Origin of the sequence: Streptomyces sp. NPDC004610 (assembly GCF_040609715.1) — a bacterium.
In the GTDB taxonomy this organism is placed as follows: domain Bacteria; phylum Actinomycetota; class Actinomycetes; order Streptomycetales; family Streptomycetaceae; genus Streptomyces.
In genome coordinates this window covers 82,351-98,477 of sequence record NZ_JBEXLA010000005.1, presented here as the reverse complement: position 1 = coordinate 98,477, position 16,127 = coordinate 82,351, and the positions used below count along the sequence as shown (strand labels likewise).

15 protein-coding genes are annotated in these 16,127 nt (G+C 72.1%); 9 read left to right on the top strand and 6 right to left on the bottom strand.

The genetic code is table 11. The features are described from left to right. Window positions 1-178 precede the first annotated feature (178 nt). Genes ABZX40_RS07300 through ABZX40_RS07270 form a run of 7 tightly spaced genes read left to right on the top strand, consistent with a single transcriptional unit; the run spans window position 179 to window position 8,489 of the window. Window positions 179-1,843, top strand: coding sequence for a radical SAM protein (locus tag ABZX40_RS07300; protein ID WP_355730923.1), 1,665 nt, complete (start codon window positions 179-181; stop codon window positions 1,841-1,843). Window positions 1,844-1,846: 3 nt separating this feature from the next. Further along, a complete protein-coding gene (locus tag ABZX40_RS07295) occupies window positions 1,847-2,878 on the top strand; it encodes a sulfotransferase (RefSeq protein WP_355730921.1) in 1,032 nt (343 codons plus the stop codon). 14 nt (window positions 2,879-2,892) lie between these two features. Further along, window positions 2,893-3,690, top strand: a complete 798-nt coding sequence (locus ABZX40_RS07290; RefSeq protein ID WP_355731485.1) for a methyltransferase domain-containing protein — start codon at window positions 2,893-2,895, stop codon at window positions 3,688-3,690. Window position 3,691: 1 nt separating this feature from the next. Further along, window positions 3,692-4,291: a rubrerythrin family protein gene (locus ABZX40_RS07285; protein WP_355730919.1), complete on the top strand. Its 600-nt coding sequence runs from the start codon at window positions 3,692-3,694 to the stop codon at window positions 4,289-4,291. After that, a complete protein-coding gene (locus tag ABZX40_RS07280) occupies window positions 4,288-6,267 on the top strand; it encodes a methyltransferase domain-containing protein (RefSeq protein WP_355730918.1) in 1,980 nt (659 codons plus the stop codon). The genes ABZX40_RS07285 and ABZX40_RS07280 overlap by 4 nt, the downstream gene beginning before the upstream one ends. Further along, complete coding sequence (locus ABZX40_RS07275; protein WP_355730916.1) at window positions 6,260-7,552, top strand: sulfotransferase; 1,293 nt, start codon at window positions 6,260-6,262, stop codon at window positions 7,550-7,552. The genes ABZX40_RS07280 and ABZX40_RS07275 overlap by 8 nt, the downstream gene beginning before the upstream one ends. Window positions 7,553-7,610: 58 nt before the next feature. Further along, on the top strand, window positions 7,611-8,489 hold the full coding sequence (locus ABZX40_RS07270; RefSeq protein ID WP_355730915.1) for an arginine deiminase family protein: 879 nt from the start codon (window positions 7,611-7,613) through the stop codon (window positions 8,487-8,489). A 68-nt stretch (window positions 8,490-8,557) separates the two neighbouring features. Here ABZX40_RS07270 and ABZX40_RS07265 read toward each other — a convergent pair whose 3' ends face one another. After that, on the bottom strand, window positions 8,558-8,980 hold the full coding sequence (locus ABZX40_RS07265) for a DUF6027 family protein (protein WP_355730913.1): 423 nt from the start codon (window positions 8,978-8,980) through the stop codon (window positions 8,558-8,560). A 74-nt stretch (window positions 8,981-9,054) separates the two neighbouring features. Between ABZX40_RS07265 and ABZX40_RS07260 the strand changes: the two genes are divergently transcribed. Together ABZX40_RS07260 and ABZX40_RS07255 are read left to right on the top strand one after the other, a co-directional pair. Then, window positions 9,055-9,186 (top strand): hypothetical protein, encoded by a 132-nt coding sequence (locus ABZX40_RS07260; RefSeq protein WP_355730911.1) that lies wholly within the window; start codon window positions 9,055-9,057, stop codon window positions 9,184-9,186. A 63-nt stretch (window positions 9,187-9,249) separates the two neighbouring features. Next, window positions 9,250-9,477: an MbtH family protein gene (locus ABZX40_RS07255; RefSeq protein ID WP_355730909.1), complete on the top strand. Its 228-nt coding sequence runs from the start codon at window positions 9,250-9,252 to the stop codon at window positions 9,475-9,477. A gap of 107 nt (window positions 9,478-9,584) precedes the next feature. On the opposite strand, the gene ABZX40_RS07250 is transcribed toward ABZX40_RS07255, so the two are convergent. The 5 genes from ABZX40_RS07250 to ABZX40_RS07230 form a co-directional block, all read right to left on the bottom strand. After that, the gene (locus ABZX40_RS07250) at window positions 9,585-10,661 is read right to left on the bottom strand and encodes an ABC transporter ATP-binding protein (RefSeq protein WP_355730908.1); all 1,077 of its coding nucleotides are present in this window, start codon (window positions 10,659-10,661) and stop codon (window positions 9,585-9,587) included. Further along, entirely contained in the window at window positions 10,658-12,340 is a 1,683-nt protein-coding gene (locus tag ABZX40_RS07245) for an iron ABC transporter permease (protein WP_355730906.1), read from the bottom strand. Before ABZX40_RS07245 ends, ABZX40_RS07250 begins: the two co-directional genes overlap by 4 nt. Before the next feature lie 5 nt (window positions 12,341-12,345). Next, window positions 12,346-13,380 carry an iron ABC transporter substrate-binding protein gene (locus ABZX40_RS07240; protein WP_355730905.1) on the bottom strand — a complete coding sequence of 345 codons (1,035 nt, stop codon included), beginning with the start codon at window positions 13,378-13,380 and terminating at the stop codon, window positions 12,346-12,348. Window positions 13,381-13,781: 401 nt separating this feature from the next. Then, window positions 13,782-14,447 (bottom strand): response regulator transcription factor, encoded by a 666-nt coding sequence (locus ABZX40_RS07235; protein ID WP_355730903.1) that lies wholly within the window; start codon window positions 14,445-14,447, stop codon window positions 13,782-13,784. Between the two features lie 56 nt (window positions 14,448-14,503). Next, entirely contained in the window at window positions 14,504-16,000 is a 1,497-nt protein-coding gene (locus ABZX40_RS07230; RefSeq protein ID WP_355730902.1) for a histidine kinase, read from the bottom strand. Window positions 16,001-16,127: the final 127 nt, after the last annotated feature.

Below are 16,127 nucleotides of genomic sequence, written 5' to 3'. Positions count from 1 at the left end.
TGGCGAGCGAGCGGGCGGGCGGGCGGGCCGGACGCCTGCGGCACCGCACGCTAGCAACGGGCCCCGGGCGTATGACATCGACGCGGGGCACGGTATGAACACCCGTGCTGAACAGCACAACCCGCCACTACAGTCACCTGCCGGAGCGTCAACGACCGTGACGCAAGGGAGAGTTGACATGGCGCGCAAGTTGTCCCTGGCTCTTGAGTTGTATGCCGACGCGAACGGCACCGTCGACCGGCGCTACATCGAGCAGATGCGCGACCAGGACGCCGAACCGGTGCCGACCGATCCCGCGCTGCCGAGGTTCACCCTCGTCGTCGGGCCCTCGCCGTTCACCATGCCGCGCGGGTGGGAGTTCTTCCTCACCTCTCCCTACGAGGGGGCGACGTACATCTCGACCGTGCTGCACAACGCCGGGTACCCGGTGCGCATCGTCGACGTCCGCTACACCCCGAACCCGCTGCGGGCGGCGTACGAGCAGATCATCGAGGGCACCGATGTGCTCGGTGTGTGCACGTTCGAGGACAACTTCCCGTTCTGCCGGGCGCTGATGGCGATGGTCCGTGAGTCGCACCCGGACATACCCATCATCTGCGGCGGCTCGCTGGTCACCTCCGTGCCGTCGGTGTTCATGTCGGACACCGACTGCGACATCGCGGTGATCAGCGAGGGCGAGATCACCATCCTGGAGCTGATGGAGAGTTACTCCCGCGGGTCATGGCAGCGGGATCTCCCGAACGTCAGGGGCATCTGCTACCGGGACGAGAAGGGCAGGGCCCGTCGCACACCGCCGCGCGGCCAGATGATGGATCTCGACGCGCTGCCCCGGATGCGGCTCGACCTGTGGCCCCAGTCGCGGTCACCGCTCGGTATGCAGCCGCAGGTGATCTCGTCGTACAGCCGCGGCTGCAAGATGGACTGCTCGTTCTGCTACCGCACCACCCCGCAGGTGCGGGCGAAGTCGCCGGAGAAGATGGACCGCGACCTCGACTGGCTCAAGAGTCAGTACGGCGTGAAGTTCTGCTTCTTCGTCGACCTGACATTCAGCTCGCACCGCGGCCAGACCATCGAGATGTGCGAGGTGATCTCCCAGCACGATCTGCGGTGGACCTGTCTGACCCGGTGCGCCGACATGGACGTACCGCGCATCGACGCGATGCGGGACGCGGGCGCGGACATCATCCTGTACGGCGTCGAGTCACTGGGCCCCGAGGTGCTGCGCGAGGCCCGCAAGGGCAGCAGCGAGAACCTGACCGTGCGCGCGATGCGCACCACGTTCGACGGCGGCGTGCGGTTCGGCTCGCTGCTCATCGTCGGACTGCCGAACGAGACCGAGGAGTCCCTGTCGCACATGGTGCGCTTCGCCGAGCAGTACAACCATGTGACCCGGGTGAAGTATCTGTCGGCCATGCCCGGTACGACGGTGTACCAGGACGCGGTGCGGAACAAGGTGATCCGCACCGAGGTCGACCATCTGAACTGGCTGTCCATCGAACAGGCCCTGCACGAGGACGAGTTCCTGAATGTGAGCGGGCTGCCCGAGCGGGTCTGCCGGGACGCGTACCAGCGGGTGTACGACGCCTATCAGCCCGGCCCGGTGATGGACTTCCGGCACTGGCCCGAACACTTCCAGTACTTCCATCCGCAGCCGGCCGACGGCACCGAGCGCTCGACGTCGTACGCCGGGACCGGCTGGCGCGCGCAGTGGAGTTCCGCCGCCGCGCCCCTGGTTCCCGGTTCCGAGCGGTACACCTTGGCGCGGGTGGCCGACCCGGAGGTGGCCGCGGTCGGGAGCACGCTGATGGACTGCGGCGCGAAGAAGCTCTCGGTCGGGGTCTGACCGGTGTCCCCCCAGAACGGCCCGATCCTGATCATCGGGACCGAGCGCTCCGGGTCGAATCTGCTGCGGCTGGTGCTCGACGCGCACTCGCGGATCGCGGTCCCGCACCCGCCGCACTTCATGCGGTACCTGTCCGGAATCCCGTACCACGGTGATGTCGACGCGATGGTGGACGACGCGCTGCGGCTGCTGCGCCACCACATCCACCCGTGGCCGCACCGGATCGACCGGGCCGCGGTGACCGAGGCGGCCGGCCCGACGCTGTTCGGGGTGGTGGCGGCGATCTACGACCAGTACCGCCTCGCGGAGGGCGTGGCCCGGTGGGGGTGCAAGAGCACGTTCATGGTCGAGCATGTCGACGAGGTGCTCGCCGAACTCCCCGACGCGCGGTTCCTGTGGCTGGTGCGGGATCCCCGCGATGTGGCCGCGTCGGCGAAGCGGGCCGTGTTCGGCTACTGCCACCCCTACCGCATGGCGCTGCGGTGGAGCGCCGAACAGGAGCTGGCCCGCGCGGCGCTGGAGCGGTGGGGGCCGGGCGTGGTGCATCTGGTGCGCTACGAGGACCTGGTGTCCACGCCCGAACGGGAGATCCGGGCGATCTGCGGCTTCCTCGGCGAGACGGTCGAGCCCGCGATGCTGGCACACCACCGCAGGGGCAACGCCCGGGTCACGGCGTCGCTGTCGGCGTCCTGGCGCACGGCGGGCGGTCCGATCACCACGGCCCGGATCGGCGCTCATCTGCGGGGGCTGTCCGACCGGGAGCGGCGGCAGGTGGAGAGCGTGGCCGCGCCGGGGATGGAGACGCTTCGCTACCCGTTCGACAGGGCCTCGCTGGACGAACCGGCTCCCGGTCCGCTCGGTGTCGCGCTGCGCGGGTTCGCGGTGCGGCTGGCGGTGGAGGCGCGGTCGCTGCGCACCGACCGCAACCACTTCCGGCGCTGGCGGCGCGACGCCACCGTCCGCCGCCTGCGCCGCCGACCGCGCCGCCGCGCGACGCCGGGCCGCGCCCGGGTTCCGGCAGGAGAGAGCAGATGAACGAGACGAACGAGATGAACACGAAGAACGAGCAGAACGAGCAGAACGAGCAGGACAATCAGAACGAGAAAGACGAAACGGGAAGCGTCCGCACTCACTTCGCCGACCGCGCGAGCACCTACGACCGGTCCAGTGCCTGGTGCACCGATGACGCGCTCGGCGAGCTGATGCGGTCCACGGCCGCGCCCCGGCCGGGCGACGCGGTCCTGGACGTGGCGTGCGGCACCGGACTGGTGTCGAGGCTGTTCGCCGGGCGGGTGAGGCGGCTGGTCGGCGTGGACATCACACCGGAGATGGCCGAGCAGGCGCGCGACACGCTGGACGAGCTGGTGATCGCCCCGGCGGAGGAGCTGCCGTTCGATGACGGCACCTTCGACATCGTGGTGTGCCGTCAGGGCATCCAGTTCATGACACTGCCGGACGCGGTACGGGAGATGGTGCGGGTGACCCGGCCGGGTGGGCGCATCGTGCTGACCCATCTGTGCGCCTACGGGGACGACGACCGCGACGAGTACGTCGAGATCCTGCGGCTGCGCAATCCGGCGCGGCGGCACTTCTTCCGGCCCGGCGATGTCGAGGCCCTGCTCGCCGACGCGGGATGCGACCCGGTGCGGTCGCAGCGGTATGTGTCGGTGGAGGACGTGGATGTGTGGTCGGACAACGGCGCGATCGGCGACGACGCGCGCAAGGCCATCCGGGACCGCTACGAGAGGGCGTCACCCGCGTTCCGCGCACGGCACTCGGTGACCGAGGCGGACGGGCGGATCACCGACCACATGCTGTTCGTCGTCGCCTCCGGAACGAGGGTCTGACATGGAAAACATGGACGACGTGGACGACGTGGACGAGATGGAAAACACGGAAGGCACGGAAGACGCGCAAGGCACGGAACGGGGACGAGGGTCTGACACAGCACCGGACCGGTCCCTCGCCGACGGCGTCCGGGCCGCGTTCCTCGCCGAGGCGGCCACCGCCGCGCGGTACACCTACTGCGCGCAGGTCGCCGGGATCGAGGGTCACCCCGAGGCGGCCCGGGTCTTCGGCGAACTGGCCGAGAGCGTGGCCTGCGCCGCCCACGGGCACCTGGATGTGCTGCGCGACCTGCTGGGCGGCGACGATCCGGAGACCGGCCGCGTACTCGGCGACCCAGCCCGCGCGCTCGAAGACACCGGCCGCGCACTCGGCGACACCCGCCGCAACCTCGCCGCGGCGATCGGCGGCGACCTCGGGGAGGCCACCGAGCTCTACCCCGGCCTGGCGGCGCGGGCGCACCGGGACGGCGCGGCCGATCTGGCGAGCTGGCTGGAGACGCTGTGCGCGTTGAAGAAGACGCACGTGGACCGGCTGGAGCAGGCCCTCACCGGGCTGACCGAGCCGACCGGGCCGCGGTTCGCGGGGAACGGAGCGCCATGACCACCGACTACACCGCCGAGGCGATCACCCTCCACTCCGGGCTGGAGGCGGTGCGCCGCAACCCGTCGATGTATGTCGGGTCGACCGGCTCGGACGGCGCCCACCACCTGGTGCTCGAACTGATCGACAACGCCGTGGACGAGGCCGCCGCCGGGCACTGCGGCACGATCTCGGTCGAGCTGCACGACGACGGCTCCTGCTCGGTCACCGACGACGGCCGGGGCATCCCCACCGACCTCCACCCGGAGGCCGGGATCCCGGCGTGCGAGCTGGTGCTCACCACGTTGCACTCGGGCGGCAAGTTCGACCGCTCCTCGTACGCGACCTCGGCCGGGCTGCACGGCGTCGGACTGGCCTGCGTGAACGCGTTGTCGCGGTGGCTGCGGCTGGATGTGTGGCGCGACGGCGCGCACCACAGCGAGTCGTTCGCCCGGGGCACGGTCGAGACCCCGCTCAAGCGGGTCGGGGACAGCGGACGCCGCGGCACCCGGGTGTGGTTCCGCCCGGACCCGGAGATCTTCTCCTCCTGCGTGCTCGACGCGGACGTACTACGCGCCCGGCTGCTGGACATCGCGTATCTGCACCCGGGCCTGCGGGTCGATCTCACCGACCACCGCACCGGGCGCCACGAGTCGCTGTGCGAGACGACCGGGGTGCGGGGCCTGCTCGCCCACCGCGCCCGCGACGCCGAGAAGGTGCACGCCGAGCCGATCACCCTCACCTGGGCCGGGGACGGGGATGGAGCCGGGGCCGGGAACGGGACCGGGACCGGGTGCGTGATCGACGCCGCCGTCCAGTGGACCGAGGGGTACGCGGAGCAGATCTTCAGCTACGTCAACACCATCCGCACCGACCTGGGCGGGTCGCATGTGGACGCCCTGCGCGGCGCGCTGGCCGGGGTGGTGGCCGGGATGGTGGCCGACCACCTCGGCCCGTCCGCGCACAGGATGACCGTGGTCGACATCCTGGAAGGGCTGACCGCGGTGATCGCGATCCGGATCCCGGACGCGCGCTTCGACGGCCAGACCAAACGCACCCTGCGCAACGACGAGGCGGGCGCCCGCGTGTTCGAGGTCGTCACCGAGCAGGCGCGGCGGGCGCTGGCGGCCGACCCGGAGCTGGCCCGCCGTATCGCCGAACGGGCCGTGGACGCGAGCCGGGCGCGGCTCGCCGCGCGGCTGGCGGGGCGGACGGCCCGCTCCCGGACCCGGGCCGTCGAGGTCGACTACGGGCTCTACCAGCGGCAGTTCGGGATCCGCTCGAAGGACTGGCACGACTCGTGCGCCTGGCTCACCGACGAGGACCTGCTCGGCAGGCACGCGGAACTGTGCGCGGTGGAGCCGGACGCGCGGATGCTGGACGTGTGCTGCGGCAGCGGGGTCGTCGGCGGCGCGTTCCGCGGCCGGGTCGGTGAGATGGTCGGCCTGGACCTCACCCCGGAGATGGCCGCGCTCGCCGCCACCCGGCTGGACGTCGTACACCAGGGCACGGTCTACGACCTGCCGTTCGCCGACGCCAGTTTCGACCTGGTGGTCACCCGGGAGGTGCTGCATCTGCTGCCCCGGCCGGAGCGGCCGGTGTCGGAGATCTTCCGTGTGCTGCGGCCGGGCGGGCAGTTCATCGTCGGGCAGATCGTGCCGTACGCGGACGTGGACGCGTTCTGGATGTTCCGCGTGTTCAAGAAGAAGCAGCCACTGCTGCACCAGATGTTCCGCGAGGAGGACTTCCGGGCGCTGCTCACCGGTGGCGGGTTCACCGACGTACGGATGGAGGAGTACTTCCTGTGGGAGTCCATCGACCGCTGGATCGACACCCATGAGACGACACCGGCGAACCGGCAGGAGATCCGCCGCCTCTACTACGACGCGCCGCGCGAGGTGCGTGCCGTGCACCCGTTCGAGGTGGGGCCGGACGGCTCGGTGCGCGACCGGTGGCGGTGGTGCGTGTACTCGGTACGGAAACCCGGCCATGCCTAGCCGCACCGTGGAGCGCCCGGTCGCCGGGGTCGTGCGCGGGCTGGAGCTGCTACGGCCGCTGCGGGGCACGCCGGTGCCGCACTTCCGCGCGAAGGTGCGCGATCTCGTCGTCGTCGCGTCGAGTTCGCGGGGCGGGTCGAGCATGCTCGCCGAGTTGCTGCGGTCCTCACCGCAGCTGCTGCACCTGCGCGCCGAGCTGAATCCGCTGCTGCGGCTGGTCGGCCTCGACCACCCGCACAGCGGCACCGGATCCGACGCGCTGGAGGCAGCGCACTGGCATGGGCTTCCGCCACGTTCCCGGGCACTGTTCGAGGCGGAACTGGCCCTGGACGCGGGCTCCCCCGGCACCGGCGTGGAGAACCTGGCGGTGGACGCGGCATGGCGGCTGGTCGTGCAGTGGCCGGGGCGGGACCTCGACCCCCTCGACCTGGTACGCACCGCCGAGGCGGTACTGGACCGTGCGGGGGCAATGGACCGTGAGCCGGGGCTGGACGGTGATCTCCCCCGGTTCGCGCGGGCGCTGATCGGGATGGCCGGCGTCAACCCGTGGTACTACGACCTCCCCGGGCGGCCATCGGGATCACGGCCGCCGACCGGGCCGCCCGGCGACGTACTGCTCGAAGAGCCGCCCTTCGTCCTCCCCCGCCCCTGGCGGCCCGCGAACGACCACGATCTCGCCACGAAACCACTGGTGATCAAGACACCGGGCAATGTCCACCGGCTCGGCTTCCTGCGGGCGGTGTTCCCCAACGCCCGCCTGCGGGTGCTGCATCTGACCAGGAACCCGGCCGCGTCGATCAACGGCCTGGTGGACGGATGGCTGCACCACGGATTCCACGCGTACCGGTTGGACGAACCGCTGCGCATCGCCGGGTACGCCGACGCGCGCCCGGCCGACCGGCACTGGTGGAAGTTCGACCTGCCACCCCGCTGGCCCGCGTACACCGCTGCCGCCCTGCCCCGGGTCTGCGCCCACCAGTGGGTGTCGAGCCACCGTGCGGTGCTCGCGCACGGGGCGGATCACACGGTGCGGTTCGAGGACCTGATCAGCGGTCCGGCCGCCCGCGCGGACGCCGTCGAGCGGATCGCGGACTGGCTGGGGATCCCGTTCGACGTGCCGCTGAGGCGGGCCGCGACCGACGGCATCGCCGCCACGGTGGCCACCGCCGCACCACGCCCCGGCCGGTGGCGGGCGCGGGAGGACGAGATCCGGTCCGTGCTGAGCGCCGACGTGCTCGCGATGGCGGAGAGGCTCGGCTATGCCCGTGGCGACCACTGGATCTGATGAATCCCAGCCGAGCACCCACGGCGGCCCGGGGTGGGTCCCCCGGGTGGCGTCGCATATGGACGAGGTCGCGGCCGGGGAGGTGTGGACACCGTGCGGGTACCGGTCGGAGACGGCCGCGCTGCGGTCGGTGCTGCTGGTCCGCCCGCCGGACAGCATCGCCGCGCTACGACGGCCGGGCGCCTCGCTGATGCTGGGGCCGGTGGACCTCCCGGCGATGCGGGCGCAGTACGACGCGCTGGCGGACCGCCTGCGGGGCCACGGCGTCGACGTACACCTGACGTCCCCCGCGACGACGCCCAACGTGGTGTTCGCGCGCGACCTGTTCTGGATGACCCCGGCCGGGGCGGTGCTGGCGCGGATGGCGTCGGCGCAGCGGGCCGGCGAGGAACGGCATGCCGCGCTCGCGCTGGCCGACGCCGGGTTCCCGATCCTGCGCACGGTGTCCGGCACCGCCGTGTTCGAGGGAGCCGACGCGCTGTGGATCGACCCGTCGACGGTGCTCGTCGGCACCGGGTTCCGCACGAACGCGGCGGGCGCGGCCGAGGTCGCCTCGGCGGTCGCGGGACTGGGTGCGCGGGTGGTGACGGTGCCGCTGGCACCGGGCGTTCAGCATCTGCTGGGGACGGTGGTCTTCCTCGACCCGTCCACCGCCGTCATCCACCGGGCGGCGAGCCCTCCGCGACTGACGGCGCTGCTCGCCGAGTACGGCTACCGGGTGATCGCCCTGCCACCGGACGAGGAACTGCTGGTGCAGCGCGGAATGAACCTGCTGGTGCTCGCGCCGGGGCGGGTACTGATGCCCGCGGGCTGCCCGGGAATCCGGCGGACGCTGGAGCGGGCGGGGATGGCCGTGGACGAGATCGACATCGGCGAGTACCTGCGGGCGGCCGGGGGGATCGGCTGTGTGACCGGGGTGGTGCGGCGTGAGCACTGAGCCGGTCACTGAACCGATCATTGGACCGATCCCTGAGCCGATCCCTGGCGAGATCCCTGGCCCGACCACTACCGGGCCGATGACTGAGCCGGGTACACCGTGGGGTCGTCCAGCGGCACCTTCAGCCAGGAGATCATCTGCCGGAGCTGGTGATACGCCGCGAGCCGCTGCTCATCGGAGTCGGCCTCCTCCGCGGCGGCGATCGGCTCCCACAGGCGCGGCACCATCACCGGCCCGAGTTCGAGCAGGCCGCCGCTGCCGCCGGTGGCCCACTTCGCCAGCACATACCGGACGATCGCGCCGACCGGGATGTCCAGATTCCGGGACATGCCGCGCACGGTCACCAGCGGGTCGAGGAGCCCGTACTCGACGACCTCGGCCTTGAAGTTGGCATGCGGGTCGTCCGGTGGCCAGCACCGTTCCCACTGTCGCAGCCGAACCTCCGGCGTACCGGTCGCGTCGTAGGTCAGGTCATCCATGTCGCCGTCCATATCGCCACTCTAGGGCGGCACCGAGCTTGTCCGACCGGGCAAGGATGAACACCGAAGTCAGGAGAGGAGAACCAGTGAACGAGAACCTTCGTGAGGAGCAAGTCGCACTCGTTCCGACCGACTCGGGCGCCGCGACCAGCGGCACCGCCACGGCCGACGACGCGGCGATCCGTCAGCAGCTGCGCAGCCTCGGCTACCGCATCTGACCGAACCGCCCCGGCCCTCCGCTACGGCGGGCCGGGGCGTCCCCACGGCGCCCGGGAGGCGACATGGCCGAGACGACCAACCCGTTCGACGACGAGAACGGAGTGTTCCGGGTGCTGCGCAACGACGAGGACCAGCACTCACTGTGGCCGGAGTTCGCTCCGGTACCCGCCGGTTGGCAGGTGGTGCACGGCCCGGACGGCCGGGCGGCGTGCCTGACCTACGTCGAGAAGAACTGGACCGACCTGCGTCCGGCCTCCCTGCGCCGCGCGATGGAGGACTCGGCCGGGTGAGCTACCGGAGAGGCATCCGGTCACCATCACCGTGACGGCGGGCCCTGGCCCTGGCCCTGGCCCTGGCATACGGCTCTCTCAGGTCGGGGCGTTCAGGCGACCGCGCCTCACACCTCGTCGTGGCTCTTCTCCCCTCCCGGTCCGTGCGGGTGCCACATCGCGCCGCCGGAGACCGTGACGGTGACCGCCTCGCCCGGTGCCGCCGTCGTGGGGCCGAGGACGCGTGCCGTCACCGCGCCGTCGATGCCCGGCACCGAGACGCCCACCATGCTGTGGTGGCCGTGGAAGGCGATGGAGCGGACGGTCGCGGTGATGCCGCCGCGGTCGTCGGTGACGGGTGCCAGGGTGAGCTGCTCGGGCCGGAGGACGGCGACGCCCGCTCCGTCCGTGACCGGTGTGTGGAGCGGTAGGTCGCCCAGCGCCGTGGCCGCCGTCGTTCCCCGTGCCCTGCCGGGTATCTGGACGGCGTCACCGACGAAGGAGGCCGTCCACAGGTCGGCGGGCCTGCGGTAGACCTCTTGAGGTGTTCCGCACTGCACGACCCGGCCGTCACGCATCACCGCGACCAGGTCCGCGCTGGAGAGAGCCTCCTCCTGGTCGTGGGTGACGAGTACACCCGTGGCACCGGCGGCGGCCAGCGCGGCGCGTACGTCGTCACGGATACCGGCCCGCAGGGAACTGTCCAGGGCGTTGAACGGTTCGTCGAGGAGCACGATCGCCGGGCTCGGTGCCAGGGCCCGCGCCAGGGCGACGCGCTGCTGCTGGCCGCCGGAGAGTTCGTGCGGCATCCGGTCGCCGTAGCCGCTCAGGCCGACCAGTTCCAGCAGTTCGCCGACCCGGCCGCGGCGGGCCGCCGACGCGCCGCGCGGCAGGCCGAAGGCGATGTTGCGGGCGACGCTGAGATGCGGGAAGAGCGCGCCCTCCTGGGGGACGATGCCGACGCGCCGCTTCTCGGGCGGCACATGGTGGCCCGGCCCGGTCATGGTCCGGGAGCGGATGTCCACGGTGCCGGAGTCGGGGCGCAGAAACCCGGCCACCACCCGCAGCATGGTGGTCTTCCCGCAGCCGGACGGCCCCAGCACGGCGGCCAGACAGCCACCCGGCACGGTCAGGTCGAGCCCGTCGATGACCGGTCGCTCCGGGTCGTAGGAGACGGTCAGCCCGGCAATGCGCAGGTCGGTCATGGGCGGTGCCTTCCGAGCAGATAGGAGGGGACGGCGGCGACCGCGATCAGCACCGCCGCGTAGGGAGCCGCGGCGGCGTAGGAGGCGGTCGCGGTCTCGGTCCACAGCCGGGTGGCGAGGGTGTCCATGCCGGTGGGGCGGAGCAGCAGCGTCGCGGGCAGTTCCTTCATGCCGACGACGAACGTGAGCGCCGCGCCCGCGGCGATGCCCGGGGTGGCCAGTGGCACCGTGACCCGGCGCAGCGCGGCGAACGGGCCCGAGCCCAGCGAGCGGGCCACGTCCTCCAGGACGGGCGGTGCCTGGAGCACGGCCGCGCGGGTGCTCGCGACCGCGACGGGCAGGAAGAGCACGGTGTAGGCGGCGACCAGCAGCGGCAGTTCCTGGTAGAGGGGGTAGGCGTAGCGGACGGCGAGGAAGACCATGGCGAGGGCGACCGTGATGCCGGGGATGGCGTGGCCCGCGTAGGCGGCCTGTTCGAGCAGCCGGGCGCCTCGGGTCCGGTACCGGGCGGCGAGGACGCCGACCGGCAGGGCGAGGACGACGGTCGCGGCGGCGCCCAGGGAGGCGACGAGGATGGTGCTGCCGGTCGTCTCCAGGAGGAGAGCGGGCTCCCAGGTCCGCGAGTTGCCCACCGTCAGCCAGTATCCGAGGGTGCCGACGGGGAAGGCGACACCGGCGGCGGCGACCGCCGCGGACCAGGCCAGCGCGGGCAGGCGCCAGGCGCCGAGGGGGACACGCCGCGCGGTACGGGCCGCGCCGCCGCCGGTACGGAAGTGCACCCCCCGGCCGCGGGTCCGGGACTCGCCCGCCACCAGAGCGACCGTGAGGAGTACGAGCACCACGCTGAGCGCGGCGGCCGGTGTCCGATCGAAACTCGCCTTGTACGAGGTGTGGATGGCACGGGTGAAGGTCTCGTAGCGCATGATCGAGACCGCGCCGAAGTCGGAGAGCACGTACAGCGCGACGAGCAGGCCGCCGCCCGCCGCCGCGGGGCGCAGCTGCGGCAGGACCACCCGGCGGAACACGGCGACGGGGCCGTGGCCGAGGGAGCGGGCGGCCTCCTCCTGCGCGGGGTCCATGCGCCGCAGCACCGCGGTGACCGGCAGGTACACATAGGGGTAGCTCACGAGGGTGAGGACGAGCGCCGCACCCGTGAACCCGGCCAGTTCGTCGCTGGCCGAGATCCAGGTGAACCCGGCCACGTAGCTCGGCACCGCCAGGGGCAGCGTCGCCAGCACGGCCCACAGCCGGGCCCCTGGCAGGGCGGTGCGGGTGGTCAGCCAGGCCAGTGAGATGCCGATGACCAGGCTCGCCGTGACGACCACCGCCGCCAGGCCGAGGCTGCGCAGCAGCAGTGCGGCGACGCGTTCCCCGGTGACGATGTCCCAGGCGAAGGCGGGGCCGCGTTCAAGGGCGCGCACGCCGAGGTAGAGCAGCGGCAGGAGCGCGACGACGGCGGCGAGGGAGGCGGCGACGAGCAGGGGCAGGGGAGCGCGGTGCCGTCGCAGGCCGCGCCGTCGGCTCGGTCGGCTCAGCCGACCCGGTCGGTTCTGCCTGCTCCGCTGGTTCTGCTCCCGCTGCTGGCCCTGCTCGCTCTGCCGGTCCGGCCGGGCCCCGTTGTCCCGGGGGGACATACGGAAGGCCCGGCCGTCGCGCGCCCGGGAACCGGGTGCTTTCACGTCGGTCAGACCATCCCGGCTTCCTGGAGCATCTCCAGGGTCACGTCGAGGGATTCGAGCTTGCTGAGGTCGATCTCCGGGGTGCCGATCGAGTCGAGCGCGGGCAGCTCGCTGTTGCCGGCGACGCCCGCGGCGAGCGGGTACTCGTGCGTCTCGTCGGCGAAGTAGGTCTGCGCCTGCTTCGACAGCAGGAAGTCCACGGCCTTCTGGGCGGTGGCAGCGGCGTCCGTGCCCTTGAGGACACCGACTCCGGCGACGTTCACGAGCGCGCCCGGGTCACCCTTCGTGGGGAAGCTGAGCTTGGCCTTCAGCTTGTCCTCACCGACCTCGGCGGCCTTCTCGTACCAGTAGTAGTGGTTGATGAGGCCGAGTTCCGCGTCACCCGCGTCGACGGCGTCGAGGACCGCGCCGTTCTTCTCGAACACCTGCGGATCGTTGGCCTTGAAGTCCTTGAGCCAGGTGCGGGTGGCGTCGTCGCCCTTCATGACCCGCATCCCGGTGACGAACGCCTGGAACGAGGCGTTCGTCGGGGCGTAGGCCACCTTGCCCTTCCACTCGGGCGCCGTCAGGTCGTCCACGGAGACGGGCGCGTCCTTGACCTTGTCGCCGTTGTACGCGATCACGCGGGCGCGGCCCGAGACACCGACCCAGGTGCCGTCCTCGGCCCGGAACACCTCGTCCACCTCGTCCAGGGACCCCTGCGGCAGCTCCGCGAGGCGCCCGTTCGCGCCGAGTGCGCCCAGGGCACCGGCGTCCTGCGAGAAGAACAGATCGGCCTTCGTCCGGTCCCCCTCCTCCAGGAGCTGGGCGGCGAGTTCGGCACTGTCGCCGTACCGCACCTCCACCTCGGCCCCGGTGGCCTTCTCCAGATCTTTGAGCAAGGGGGCTATCAGCTCTTCGCTGCGCCCCGAGTAGACGACGAGGCTGGAACTCTCCGCCGCGGACTTCTCGGCGCCGGAGGCCGTGTCGGCCCCTTCACTGTCCGACTCCCCGCCGCAGGCGGCGAGGAAGGGGAGCGAGAGAACGGTGACGGCAAGCACGCGGGCACGACCGGGTCTGGACCATGACATGGCAAAGCCTTTCTCATCAAGAAGTAAGATAACTGAGGTTAACCTAACTTTTAAGCCCGCTGACCTGCCGCTTCGCGGAGATATGTAACGAATGTGCATCCGCGCGGACAGTTAGCGCACAGGTAGAGGTGAGGGGTGAGGGGAGGGCGGTGGCACGGTGAGCGCCGACAGCGGCGTCCGGCCCCGCCGGGACACAGGTCTACGAGAAGAACGCCGCCGGAAGCGACGCCTGCCACCGCTCCGACGTGGCGGAGATCAAGGGTGCGGCCATCGGCGACGTACCGAAGGAGCGGCGGCTCAACATCGCCTGTTCCGGGGCCGACAAGGGCGATGAGCCGGGTGTCGCCCCCAACGAACCCGGGTGAGGTGGTTCAGGACCCGTCCAGCAGCCCGGCGTCATGTGCCAGTACCGCCGCCTGGACGCGGTTGGCGCAGCCGGTGCGGGTGAGGATGCGGCTGATGTGCGCCTTGACCGTACCGGCGCTCAGATACAGCTGCCCGGCGATCTCCGCGTTCGACAGGCCCGTGCCGAGCAGCCGCAGCACCTCCCGTTCGGCCGGGGTGAGGTCCGCGATCCGGGTGAGGGCGGTGCCGGTGTCGCGGCCCGAGCGTAGGTGGCGGTCCAGGAGTTGGCGGGTGACCCTCGGGGCGAGCACGGGTTCGCCGCGGGCCGCGCGCCGCACGGCGTCGATCAGGTCGGTGGGGCCGGTGTCCTTGAGGAGATAGCCGCTCGCCCCGGCACGCAGGGCGCGGGTGACGCTCGCCTCCTCGCCGAACGCGGTCAGCATCACCACGGCCGTACGGGGCGACAGCCGGGTGATGTCCTCGGCCGCCGCGATGCCGTCGCGGCCCGGCATCTGGAGGTCCAGCAGGGCCACATCGATGCCGCCCGCCCGGCACGCGGCGGCGGCCTCCGCGCCGTCGGCCGCCTCCGCGGTGACCTCGATGTCGTCGGCGTTCTCCAGGATGAGCCGGATACCGGCGCGCATCAGCGCCTCGTCGTCGGCGACCAGCACCCGGATTCTGGACTCGTTCATCGGATCATCGTAGGACGCACGGTGATGGGGTCCCGCTACGGCTCACGGTCCCGCTCTCACCGCAGCACGGCCAGGACCAGCAGCAGGACGACGAAGCCTGCCGTCGGCAGCACCACCAGCAGGGCGGCGCAGCCGGCGCCCAGGACGCGCGGCCAGGTGAGGATCTCACCGGAGAGCGGGGCGCGGGCACCCGTACCGGCGGAGGGCGCCGCGGGCCGCGCGGGGGCGGGTCGGGCGCCCGGGGGCTCCGGGACCCGTCCGTCGGTGGCCGGGAGGCGGGCCGCCATCCGGAACCCGCCGTCGGCGGTCCTGCCCGCCTCGAACGTGCCGCCGAGCAGGGCCACCCGCTCCTGGCAGCCCACCAGGCCGCTGCTGCTGCCCCCGTGGGAGAGGACGGGAGCGCGCGGTGCCTCGTTCGCGACCCACAGCTCGATCACCCGGCCCCGCTCCCCGGTGCGCCCGTCGCCGTCGTGTTCCGTCTCCCGTACGACCACCGTCGTGGCCGCCTTTCCGGCGTGTTTGAGGACATTGGTCAGCCCTTCGCGGACCACCCGGTGCACGGCCTGCCGGATCGGCGGCGGGAGTTCGGCCGCGGCGGGCAGGGACCAGTGCAGGGCGACGGGGCTGCCCGCGTCGCGCGACTCCGCCACCAGGGCCGTGATGTCCTCCAGGGTTCCGGTCTCCGCGCCGGTGGACACGGCCCGGTCGGTGAGGTCGCCGTGCCGGAGGACACCGAGGATTCCGCGCAGTTCCTCCATCGCCGAACCGGCGGTGGTGCGCAGGAGTTCGGCCTGTCCGGCGAGGGCGGGTGCGCGGCGCTCGGCGGCGAGTTCGAGGGCCCCGGCGTGCACCGAGATCAGGCTCAGCCGGTGGCCCAGCAGATCGTGCATCTCACCGGCGATCCGGTTGCGCTCCTCCAGCCGGGCCGTCGCGTCGGTCAGGGCACGGGCCTGTTCCAGATAGGCGTTGCGCTCCCGCAGCAGACTGACCAGGGGCCGCCGCCGCCCGACCAGGGTCCCGGCGACGGCCGGAAGCACGATGAGCAGCACGACGGAGACACCGTTCCCGGCCAGATTCAGCGGCAGGTCGCCGGGGTTCCCCAGGGACAGCGCCACCGTCAGTACGGTGACGATCGCCGAGGCCGCCACGACCACCCGCCAGGCCCGCCGGGCCGGTGCGATACGGCGGGTGGACGAGAGCACGATCAGCGGCGCCACCGCCAGCGTCCACACATTGGCACCGACCAGCAGCACCGAGACACCCAGGACCGCGGCGACCGGCCGCCCGCGCCGGGCGGGCAGGAGCAGCGCCACCCACAGCGCCTCCAGGACCGCCTGCACCGGCCGGTCCGGGGTGAGCAGCAGCAGCGGGGCGAGACAGAAGACGGCGGCCAGAGCAGCGGCCCACGCCTCGGTGACGACCGTACGGCGAGGCACGGCCCGCGCGTCGACGACCGCCCGGCGCACCCACCGTGTCACCCGGGCCACGGGACGGCGGGACCACGGGGGCGGTTCGGGCAGGCGGACACCGTCGGACGGCCCGGTCGTCGTCACCTCTTCATCTCCTTCGGGGTGTCCCTCATCCGTCGCGGCTGAGTGCTGCTGTGGCTGAGCGCTGGTGCGGCTGAGTACTGCTGTGGCCGAGCGCGGTTGCGGCTGAATGCTGTCGCGGCTGCATGCT

Coding starts and splice junctions, on each gene's coding strand:
- ABZX40_RS07235 (WP_355730903.1), bottom strand. CDS start 14,447: ATGAACGAGTCCAGAATCCGGGTGCTGGTCGCCGACGACGAGGCGCTG.
- ABZX40_RS07265 (WP_355730913.1), bottom strand. CDS start 8,980: ATGGACGGCGACATGGATGACCTGACCTACGACGCGACCGGTACGCCG.
- ABZX40_RS07300 (WP_355730923.1), top strand. CDS start 179: ATGGCGCGCAAGTTGTCCCTGGCTCTTGAGTTGTATGCCGACGCGAAC.
- ABZX40_RS07285 (WP_355730919.1), top strand. CDS start 3,692: ATGGAAAACATGGACGACGTGGACGACGTGGACGAGATGGAAAACACG.
- ABZX40_RS07250 (WP_355730908.1), bottom strand. CDS start 10,661: ATGACCGACCTGCGCATTGCCGGGCTGACCGTCTCCTACGACCCGGAG.
- ABZX40_RS07280 (WP_355730918.1), top strand. CDS start 4,288: ATGACCACCGACTACACCGCCGAGGCGATCACCCTCCACTCCGGGCTG.
- ABZX40_RS07270 (WP_355730915.1), top strand. CDS start 7,611: ATGGACGAGGTCGCGGCCGGGGAGGTGTGGACACCGTGCGGGTACCGG.
- ABZX40_RS07255 (WP_355730909.1), top strand. CDS start 9,250: ATGGCCGAGACGACCAACCCGTTCGACGACGAGAACGGAGTGTTCCGG.
- ABZX40_RS07275 (WP_355730916.1), top strand. CDS start 6,260: ATGCCTAGCCGCACCGTGGAGCGCCCGGTCGCCGGGGTCGTGCGCGGG.
- ABZX40_RS07290 (WP_355731485.1), top strand. CDS start 2,893: ATGAACACGAAGAACGAGCAGAACGAGCAGAACGAGCAGGACAATCAG.